Raw genomic sequence first — 9,381 nt, forward strand, 5'->3', positions numbered from 1 at the left:
TATAATTATAAACCATGACATTGGAAAACGAGCATCTCCGACTGCGGAAGTGCTCGTTTTTTTCTATTCTGAAGCTAGTTTTTGCCCAGCCTCTTGATGAAAGCTGTGCTTTCTCTATTCCCCACCTAAAACAGTCTCCCAGACTGTTTTGATGAAAGCTGTGCTTTCTCTATTCCCTACCTAAAACAGTCTCCCAGACTGTTTTAGCACTCCGCTCGCAGAAATCGGTCATTTATTTTAAGTAAGCAGAGCTTTTATTTTAAATTTTGTTGTAAACTAGGTTTGTCTACATTCTGAAATCTGGATTTAATCCAGATTTTTTATTTTTCTTGAAATAAGAAAATAGCCTAAGAGATTAATCTTAGGCTACTGTCGGAATAGAAATTTCAATCAAGTTTGCTGTATGCAAGGTTTTGATTTGATCTTGGACGATAGTGTCATTATCAATTTTACGTTTTAGGAAAAATTCACGAATGGCATCGAGTTCATCATCTTTGATAGCACGGTGCTTGTTTGAAATCAAGATTTCATAATGCTTTGGTGCTTGTGTAAAGATAACATCAGTATTTCCAGCAGAGTAGACTTCAACTAGAGTTGCATCAGTATTGCGGAGTTGGTTGCGAACCATTTCAGAATGGCTACTTGTTGTGTTAATGAGTCTCATAAATTCCTCCTGCTTATTCTTATCTTTATTATATCACTAATTGGTTCAATCGGCGGGGCAATTTTATTTTAGTGATGATTTTTTTGCCATTCTTGGATTCCCCACTTATGGCTGCCACGTTTTAGTTTGTCAATGGCTGTGCTGATATCAAACCAGGCAAGATTATTAAAGTCTTCCAAGGGTTTGTCAACCTCCTCAAAACTAGTAACCTCATAGATATAGGCTGGGTTGTAGTAGTGGGTATCACGGTGGCTTGAATAGAAGTATTCATCAGCCTGACCGTAGTAGCTACCGACTTGTGCAGTAAAACCAAGTTCCTCAATCAATTCACGTTTAAGAGCTTCCATATGGTCTTCACCAGCTTCAATTTCACCGCCAGGCAGGAACCAGGCACCATTTGGAGCCTGAACTAGAATGATTTTATCCTTAGTTGGATTGGGAATAACAGCATAGACACCGTAGCGACTTTGATAATCAACGCCTTCTTGCTTGTCACCGAATGTTGGGTTTGTCATAGAGTTCTCCTTGTTAGAGGTTGGGACAAAAGTACTAACTCTCTTAATTTTTATAGTATGATTTACAAGACGCAGTGGTTGAGTGGTCTCTAATTCGCTGATAAATCAACTCTTATAGCCCTATTCAACTGTGCGGAGGTGGAACGACAAAATCGAATTCCTTCATTGGATTGCTAAAACTATCTTCCAGATAGTTTTACTGTTCCACTCTCTTTTTCTTAATAATTGAGCCATTCATACAGCTTGTTTCCTAATATTATACTAAAAAGTGGCTAAAAATCCTACTCAAAATCTTTAGAAAATTCAGAGAAAATCCCTTCTAAATTTTAGAAAAAGAAAACCGCCCCAATTGTTAGACAGAGTCATTAACAGTTGAGGACGGTTCATTTTATTTTATTTTATTTATTCTAGAAAGGCTAGCTTATTCTGGAATGTTTTCTTGTGTCGTTTCTTCTTGGAGAGTTTCTTCGTCAGCTTTGTGGGCTGATTTGATGTGAATGTTGCCACTTGGAGTCATGACAGCTTTGAGTTCTTTTTCGGTAGGATTTTCCAAATAGAAATCTGTAATGGCATCTTCGATATGGTCTTGGATGGTACGACGGAGTGGACGGGCACCCATTTTTGGATCGTAACCAAGGTCAACCAATTTTTCTTTAACTTTTTCAGTTACAGAAAGGTGGATACCGTTTGTTGCAAGGCGTTCATTGACATTATCAAGCATAAGGTCAACGATTGAGAGGAGATTTTCCTTGCTGAGAGCTTGGAATTCGATAATACCATCGAAACGGTTCATGAACTCAGGACTGAAGAAATCACCAAGTTGTCCAAGAACAGAGTTAGTACGACCTTCACGGGCTGCTCCGAAACCAACAGAGGCTTCGACTTTGCCTGTACCTGCGTTTGAAGTCATGATAATGATGGTATCTTTAAAGCTGACTGTGCGACCTTGTCCATCTGTCAAACGTCCATCGTCCAAGACTTGGAGGAACATGTGCATGACATCTGGGTGAGCCTTTTCAACCTCATCGAGGAGGATGAGTGAGTATGGATTGCGGCGAACTTGCTCGGTCAATTGACCAGCTTCTTCATAGCCGACATAACCTGGAGGCGCACCGACCAACTTAGCTACTGCATGTTTTTCCATATACTCAGACATGTCGAAGCGAATCATGCTATCAGCTGAACCGAAGAGCTCGATTGCTAGTTGCTTAGAAAGTTCAGTCTTACCGACACCAGTTGGACCAACGAAGAGGAAACTTCCGATTGGGCGGTTTGGCGCACCCAAACCAACACGGTTACGACGGATAGCTTTAGCAATTTTTTCAACGGCATCATCTTGTCCGATAACGTGTGTCTTAAGGTCGTCAGCAAGATTAATCAATTGAGATTGCTCTTTTTCTTTGAGGTCACCAACAGGAATATTTGTTTTCTGTTCGATGATGGCCTCGATGTGTTTCTCAGTGATGACTGGCATGTCTTGGTCAGTGATTTCCTGACTTTGCATTTCCTTGTATTTGGCGATTTGGTCACGGAAGAAGGCAGCTTTTTCAAAGTCTTCATCACGTGTTGCTTGGGCTTTGAGGTTTTCAGCCTCGATCAAACGTTTGTCCAATTCTTTAGGATCAACAAAGTTGAGGGTCAAGTTCATCTTAGAACCAGCTTCATCCAAGAGGTCGATAGCCTTATCAGGCAAGAAGCGGTCTTGAATGTAGCGGTTTGACAATTCAGCAGCAGCTTTGATGGCTTCATCTGTGTATTTGACATGGTGGTAGTCTTGGTATTTTGGCTGAATACCGCGAAGAATAGTGATAGTTTCTTCGACACTTGGCTCATCTACCTTGACTGGTTGCATACGGCGTTCAAGCGCAGCATCTTTTTCAATGATACGGTATTCATTGAGAGTTGTTGCACCGACCAGTTGCAATTCACCACGGGCTAGGGCAGGTTTGAGGATGTTACCAGCATCCATGTTGCCATCACCAGCATTCCCAGCACCGACAATTTCATGGATTTCATCAATGAAGAGAATAACGTCCTGACGTTGACGAATTTCTTCCATGAGTTTTTGCATACGTTCTTCGAATTGCCCACGGATACCAGTTCCTTGAACCAGACTAACAACGTCTAGGCGAATGACTTCCTTGCCCTGCAATTTTTGAGGGACATTACCATCAACAATTTTTTGAGCTAGTCCTTCAACAACAGCTGTTTTACCAACACCAGGTTCACCAATGAGAACAGGATTGTTCTTGGTACGACGGTTGAGGATTTCGATGACACGGATGATTTCCTCATCACGTCCGATGACAGGGTCAATGTCACCTTTACGAGCAATGTCTGTCACATTGATACCGAATTCTTCAAGGAGACCTTGAGGTTTTTGTTGTTGAGGTCTTGTAGCTTGTGGTCCACGGTTAGTGTTACCAGCACCGCCATTGTTTCCACCGTTGCCGCCAGACTGAGTCTTAGGGGTATTTGGAAGGTCACCACTAAAGGCACGGAAGTTGTTCAAGTCACCAAAGAAATCATCGAAAAGGTTTGATGATTGGTTGGAGATGCTGCCAATAGCAGAGCTAGGATCAGTTTTCATAATTTGATAGCAGTTTTGGCAGAGATCAATCTGCTTTTGTTGCCCATTAACATTAGTATAGAGATGAATACTAGATTCATTGAGATTACAATTTTGACATAACATAGGAAGTTACCTTTTCCTTTCAGAAAGATGAAAGTCTGACAGTTTTGATTAAAGGTCAAATTTGGTCAAAACTTTATGCCTTTATTATAGCACTCTGAAATGACAATGCAAGCAAAAAGTATGTGATTTTAGCAGTCCTTAAGATAGAGTGCTAAAATATGGAAGAAAATGAATAAAGATAAATAAAATCAAAAAAACGTTGACAAAAATGTATAAATATACTAAAATTATTTTAAATTATTATTTTGATGCAAAGAGGTAGAGATATGACAAAGGCACTTTCATTTTTAAAAGAAATTGATTTTAGTAAGCAGGACTTGATGGATTTGATTGATTTATCCATCAAATTTAAGGAATTGAAGAAGAAGAGAATTGCTCATAAGTATTTGGATGGTTTGAATATTGCTCTGATTTTTGAAAAATCATCAACTAGAACACGTTCAGCCTTTACCGTGGCTGGTCAAGATTTGGGGATGAATGTGACCTATCTTGGAGCAGGAGAGATTCAGCTTGGGAAGAAAGAGTCTGTTATTGATACAGCCAAGGTTTTGGGCTCAATGTTTGATGGGATTGAGTACCGTGGCTTTAAGCAGGAAGATGTAGAGGCACTTGCTGAGCATTCTGGTGTTCCTGTTTGGAATGGTTTGACGGACACTTGGCATCCGACGCAGATGATTGCTGACTTTATGACACTCAAGGAGCATTTTGGAAGTCTAGAAGGGCTCAGCATCGCCTATATCGGTGATGGTAGAAATAATATGGCGAATTCTCTCCTTGTGACTTCAGCTATTCTAGGTGTCAATGTGACCATTATTGCCCCTAAGACGCTCCAGCCTGAGGAGGAGATTATCGCCCTTGCTCATGCCCACAATACTGGTGCGACCTTGACCATTACAGATGATGTTAATGCTGTCTCAGGAGTGGACATGCTCTATACGGATGTTTGGGTTTCTATGGGAGAAGAAGTAGACTTTAAAGAGAGAATCGATTTTCTTCTTCCTTATCAGATTAACAGTGACTTGATTGCTAAGACAGGCAACGACAAGGTCATCGTCATGCATTGTCTACCAGCCTTTCATGATCTCAATACAGAAACTGGTCAGGAGATTTATGACCAATATGGTTTGGCTGAACTGGAAATCACAGATGAGGTCTTCCAAAAGCACAGTGCAACCATTTTCCAAGAGGCTGAAAATCGTATGCACTCCATCAAGGCAATCATGTACCAATCTTTAAAAAATATCTAGGAAATAAGGGTTTGCCTTGTTTGTTTATAAGGTTTTATGTTAAAATAGGTCTAACGAATAAACAAATAGGAGAATCTATTCATGGAATCACATTTGGTGAGAATCATTAACCGTCTTGAATTGATGGCTACTGATGATAGTAATTTAAAACGTAATTTTGAGCGCGAGGGTGTTGTTGTAGCAGAAGTATCATTCAGCAACGATCCTGAGAATGGTCCAGTTTTCACATTGCGTGATGTTGAAGCGCGTGAGTCTTACTCATTTGATAGCATCGACTTGATTGCAATGGAAATCTACGATCTTTTGTACTAATAAAAATGAGAGAGGCTGATTAGTCAGCCTCTTCTTTTTTGTATAAATACTGTATAAAAGCAAATAATACATGAATATTACATGAAAGTGTTTTTATCTATTCTTGTTTATTGTATGATTATGCGTTTTGTGTTATAATTTTGTTTATATGAATTTTGTAAATAGGAGTATCTAATGGATTTTTCATTCTTGCCTAAGTACTGGGCGTATTTCAACTATGGTGTCATGGTTACCATTATGATTTCGGTCTGTGTTGTCTTTTTCGGGACAATTATCGGTATCTTGGTTGCCCTAGCTAAACGCTCTAATATTAAGATTCTTGAGTGGTTGGTCAGTCTTTATGTTTGGATTTTTAGGGGAACACCGATGGTGGTTCAGATCATGATTGCCTTCACTTGGATGCAATTTAGTGGTCTACCAACGATTAGCTTTGGTGTTTTGGACATTGACTTGACCCGTGTCGTACCTGGTATTATCATCATTTCGCTTAATAGCGGAGCTTATATTTCTGAAATCGTTCGTGCGGGTATCGAAGCTGTGCCAAAAGGTCAAATGGAAGCTGCTTACTCGCTAGGTATCAAGCCTATTAATACTATGCGCTATGTTATCTTGCCACAGGCGATTAAAAACATCCTGCCAGCTTTGGGGAATGAATTTATCACCATTATCAAAGATAGCTCCCTTCTTCAAACAATTGGGGTTATGGAGCTCTGGAATGGTGCCCAGTCAGTTGCGACAGCGACTTATATCCCTGTTGAGCCTCTCTTGTTCGCAGCCTTCTACTACCTCATGGTAACAAGTGCTATGTCAGGACTTTTGAAACTGCTTGAAGGAAGAATGTCAAACGGAGGTAAAGCCTAATGTCAAAAGCAATTATTTCAATTAAAAACCTTCACAAATACTTTGGAAGAAATGAGGTTCTAAAAGGTGTCAATCTGGATATCCAAGCCGGAGAAGTTGTGGTTATCATTGGACCATCAGGTTCTGGTAAATCAACCTTCTTGCGTTCATTGAACCTGCTTGAAGTACCTACCAAGGGAACAGTTACCTTTGAAGGTGTTGATATTACAGACAAGAAAAATGATGTTTTCAAGATGCGTGAAAAGATGGGGATGGTTTTCCAACAGTTCAACCTTTTCCCAAACATGACTGTCTTGGATAACATTACTTTATCACCAATCAAGACCAAAGGGATTTCAAAGGCTGAGGCGGAAAAAACAGCCTACGAACTTCTTGAGAAGGTTGGTCTTAAGGAGAAAGCCTTAGCCTTTCCACCGAGTCTCTCAGGTGGTCAGCAACAACGTATTGCTATTGCTCGTGGACTGGCTATGGATCCTGATGTTCTCCTCTTTGATGAGCCAACGTCAGCTCTTGACCCAGAGATGGTCGGTGAAGTTCTTGCTGTTATGCAGGATCTTGCTAAGTCAGGAATGACCATGGTTATCGTGACGCATGAGATGGGATTTGCGCGTGAAGTAGCAGATCGTGTTATCTTCATGGATGGTGGTGTCGTTGTCGAAGACGGAACACCAGAAGAAGTCTTTGGAAATACCAAAGAAGAACGTACAAAAGATTTTTTGTCAAAAGTTTTGTAAAATAGTCACTAAGAAAACGATATCATTTGGTATCGTTTTTTGATATAATAATTTAAAAATTGTTTTGTTTCGAGGAGAAGATTATGGCTCAAATTATTGATGGTAAGGCTTTGGCTGTCAAGATGCAGGAGCGTCTGGCTGAAAAAGTTATTAAACTAAAAGAAAAAGAGTGGGTAATTCCTGGTTTGGTTGTTATCTTGGTTGGTGACAATCCAGCTAGTCAAGTCTATGTCCGTAATAAGGAGCGTTCTGCTATTAAGGCTGGCTTCAAGAGTGAAACCGTTTGCTTATCTGATAGCATCAGTGAGGAGGAGTTGATTGAAGTTATTGAAAAGTACAATCAAGATGACCTCTTCCATGGTATCTTGGTTCAGTTGCCTCTACCTAAACATATCAATGAGATGAAAATTCTCCTAGCCATCGATCCTAAGAAGGATGTTGATGGTTTCCACCCTATGAATACAGGAAATCTCTGGAATGGTCGTCCACAAATGGTACCATGTACGCCAGCTGGTATTATGGAAATGCTGCATGAGTATCAAGTTGAGCTTGAAGGAAAAACCGCAGTTATCATCGGTCGTTCTAATATCGTCGGAAAACCGATGGCTCAGCTTCTTTTGGATAAGAATGCGACAGTAACCTTGACCCACTCACGCACACCTAACCTTGCCCAAGTCTGCAAACAAGCTGATGTCCTTATCGTGGCGATTGGTCGTGCAAACTTTGTCACTGCTGACTATGTTAAAGAAGGTGCAGTGGTTATCGACGTTGGTATCAACCGTGACCAAGATGGCAAATTAGTTGGTGACGTTGACTTTGACCAAGTTGAGCCGCTTGCAGGCATGATTACGCCAGTACCAGGTGGTGTAGGGCCGATGACAATCACAATGCTTCTTGAACAGACTTATCAGGCAGCCCTTAGAAGTGCCAAGGCAGATAACTAATGCTGGATTTTCAACTGATTAAATCTGTCATTAAACCGCGTCAAACAGACAGTCATAAAGGAACTTACGGTCGTGTACTTCTGATTGGTGGGCTCTATCCCTACGGAGGTGCCATCATCATGTCAGCTCTAGCCTGTGTCAATAGCGGTGCTGGCCTTGTGACAGTTGCGACAGACTCAGCTAACATCGCAGCCCTCCATAGCCACCTGCCAGAGGCCATGGCTTTTGATATGGCAGATAGCGATTTGCTGACTGAGAACCTTGCTAAGGCTGACGTTGTCTTGATTGGTCCTGGTTTGTCTGAAAATAGCAGAGCTCAGGCTACCTTTGATTTTGTCTTAGATCATCTGGAGACTTCTTGTCGATTGATTATCGATGGCTCCGCTCTCAACCTATTAGCTAAGCGAAAAGAAAGTTTACATCTGACGAATCAGCTAGTCCTGACACCTCATCAAAAAGAGTGGGAGAGACTATCGGGTCTTTCCATGTCCGAGCAGACAGACGCTGCTAGTCAAGTAGCGCTCTGCCATTTTCCAAAAGAAACCATCCTAGTGGCCAAAAGTCAGGCGACCAAAGTTTTAACGAAAGATAGGTCAGCTGCTATCGAAGCTGGAGGTCCCTATCAGGCGACTGGAGGCATGGGAGACACGCTCTGCGGTATGATAGCGGGCTTTTTAGCTCAGTTTGGGCAGACGGATGCCTTTGATGTGGTTTTGATCGCGTCCTGGCTTCACTCAGCTATTGCAGACCACTTAGCTAAAGACGCTTATGTGGTCTTACCGACCCAGATCAGCCAAGAAATTCCAAGATGGATGAAATCACTCTCTCAGGGAAAACTAATCGATTAAAGAGAGAGTGTGGGACAGTAAAACTATCTGAGAGATAGTTTTAGCAATCCGATGAAGTAATTCGATTTTGTCAGCAAGTTTTGATTGTCAGTAGCTGACCTGAAACAGTCTATCCCCAGGACTGTTTTTGACACTCACTTCGTAAGCTTTATCTCCCACTTGAAAAAGTCCACTGGACTTTTTCAACCCACCTCTGCATAACTCAAAAGGTTTGGGGAACCTTTTGAGGTTGTAAATAAAATCAAGCATAGCTTGATATCAAAGTAGGGCTGTAAGAGTTAATTTATTGACGCTCAAAAGGTCCAGTGGACTGTTTGAGGTAGGGAAATAAGGAAAGTGTAGCTTTCATCCTCTCCACTCAGCAGTGGTTCATTGGTGCTAAAGCACTTAATGAACTGTGCAAGGGACTTTCTAAGCTGGCAAAGCCAGCAAGAAAGGCTCCCAGCCACTGCGTCTCGTAAATCATACTATAAAAACATACTAAGATTAGTAGTGAGGAAATCTCCGACGGGAGAGAGTACTCACTACTTTTTCTTTATGCTAAAGTAGAGGTGTCTTGTT

9 protein-coding genes are annotated in these 9,381 nt (G+C 41.2%); 6 read left to right on the forward strand and 3 right to left on the reverse strand.

Translation table 11 applies throughout. The annotated features are described in order from the left end of the window. Positions 1 to 361 precede the first annotated feature (361 nt). The 3 genes from JOC28_RS09830 to JOC28_RS11015 all read right to left on the reverse strand — a co-directional run bounded on the left by JOC28_RS09830 (position 362) and on the right by JOC28_RS11015 (position 3,874). Entirely contained in the window at positions 362 to 664 is a 303-nt protein-coding gene (locus JOC28_RS09830; RefSeq protein ID WP_205010512.1) for a DUF1827 family protein, read from the reverse strand. Positions 665 to 732: 68 nt separating this feature from the next. Beyond that, the gene (locus JOC28_RS09835; RefSeq protein WP_205010513.1) at positions 733 to 1,179 is read right to left on the reverse strand and encodes an NUDIX hydrolase; all 447 of its coding nucleotides are present in this window, start codon (positions 1,177 to 1,179) and stop codon (positions 733 to 735) included. Positions 1,180 to 1,600: 421 nt separating this feature from the next. Continuing rightward, positions 1,601 to 3,874, reverse strand: a complete 2,274-nt coding sequence (locus JOC28_RS11015) for an ATP-dependent Clp protease ATP-binding subunit (protein ID WP_205010514.1) — start codon at positions 3,872 to 3,874, stop codon at positions 1,601 to 1,603. Positions 3,875 to 4,140: 266 nt separating this feature from the next. Between JOC28_RS11015 and argF the strand changes: the two genes are divergently transcribed. The 6 genes from argF (at position 4,141) to JOC28_RS09870 (ending at position 8,820) form a co-directional block, all read left to right on the forward strand. Beyond that, positions 4,141 to 5,121 (forward strand): ornithine carbamoyltransferase, encoded by a 981-nt coding sequence (argF, locus tag JOC28_RS09845; RefSeq protein ID WP_205010515.1) that lies wholly within the window; start codon positions 4,141 to 4,143, stop codon positions 5,119 to 5,121. 81 nt (positions 5,122 to 5,202) lie between these two features. Then, complete coding sequence (locus tag JOC28_RS09850; RefSeq protein ID WP_205010516.1) at positions 5,203 to 5,433, forward strand: DUF1797 family protein; 231 nt, start codon at positions 5,203 to 5,205, stop codon at positions 5,431 to 5,433. A gap of 174 nt (positions 5,434 to 5,607) precedes the next feature. Next, a complete protein-coding gene (locus tag JOC28_RS09855; RefSeq protein ID WP_205010517.1) occupies positions 5,608 to 6,294 on the forward strand; it encodes an amino acid ABC transporter permease in 687 nt (228 codons plus the stop codon). After that, positions 6,294 to 7,028, forward strand: coding sequence for an amino acid ABC transporter ATP-binding protein (locus tag JOC28_RS09860; RefSeq protein ID WP_205010518.1), 735 nt, complete (start codon positions 6,294 to 6,296; stop codon positions 7,026 to 7,028). The genes JOC28_RS09855 and JOC28_RS09860 overlap by 1 nt, the downstream gene beginning before the upstream one ends. 83 nt (positions 7,029 to 7,111) lie before the next feature. Beyond that, positions 7,112 to 7,972: a bifunctional methylenetetrahydrofolate dehydrogenase/methenyltetrahydrofolate cyclohydrolase gene (locus JOC28_RS09865; protein WP_205010519.1), complete on the forward strand. Its 861-nt coding sequence runs from the start codon at positions 7,112 to 7,114 to the stop codon at positions 7,970 to 7,972. Continuing rightward, entirely contained in the window at positions 7,972 to 8,820 is an 849-nt protein-coding gene (locus JOC28_RS09870) for an NAD(P)H-hydrate dehydratase (RefSeq protein ID WP_205010520.1), read from the forward strand. Before JOC28_RS09865 ends, JOC28_RS09870 begins: the two co-directional genes overlap by 1 nt. The last annotated feature ends 561 nt before the right edge of the window (positions 8,821 to 9,381 follow it).

This window comes from Streptococcus loxodontisalivarius (assembly GCF_016908645.1).
Lineage (GTDB): Bacteria > Bacillota > Bacilli > Lactobacillales > Streptococcaceae > Streptococcus > Streptococcus loxodontisalivarius.

Coding starts and splice junctions, on each gene's coding strand:
- JOC28_RS09830 (WP_205010512.1), bottom strand. CDS start 664: ATGAGACTCATTAACACAACAAGTAGCCATTCTGAAATGGTTCGCAAC.
- JOC28_RS09835 (WP_205010513.1), bottom strand. CDS start 1,179: ATGACAAACCCAACATTCGGTGACAAGCAAGAAGGCGTTGATTATCAA.
- JOC28_RS11015 (WP_205010514.1), bottom strand. CDS start 3,874: ATGTTATGTCAAAATTGTAATCTCAATGAATCTAGTATTCATCTCTAT.
- argF (WP_205010515.1), top strand. CDS start 4,141: ATGACAAAGGCACTTTCATTTTTAAAAGAAATTGATTTTAGTAAGCAG.
- JOC28_RS09850 (WP_205010516.1), top strand. CDS start 5,203: ATGGAATCACATTTGGTGAGAATCATTAACCGTCTTGAATTGATGGCT.
- JOC28_RS09855 (WP_205010517.1), top strand. CDS start 5,608: ATGGATTTTTCATTCTTGCCTAAGTACTGGGCGTATTTCAACTATGGT.
- JOC28_RS09860 (WP_205010518.1), top strand. CDS start 6,294: ATGTCAAAAGCAATTATTTCAATTAAAAACCTTCACAAATACTTTGGA.
- JOC28_RS09865 (WP_205010519.1), top strand. CDS start 7,112: ATGGCTCAAATTATTGATGGTAAGGCTTTGGCTGTCAAGATGCAGGAG.
- JOC28_RS09870 (WP_205010520.1), top strand. CDS start 7,972: ATGCTGGATTTTCAACTGATTAAATCTGTCATTAAACCGCGTCAAACA.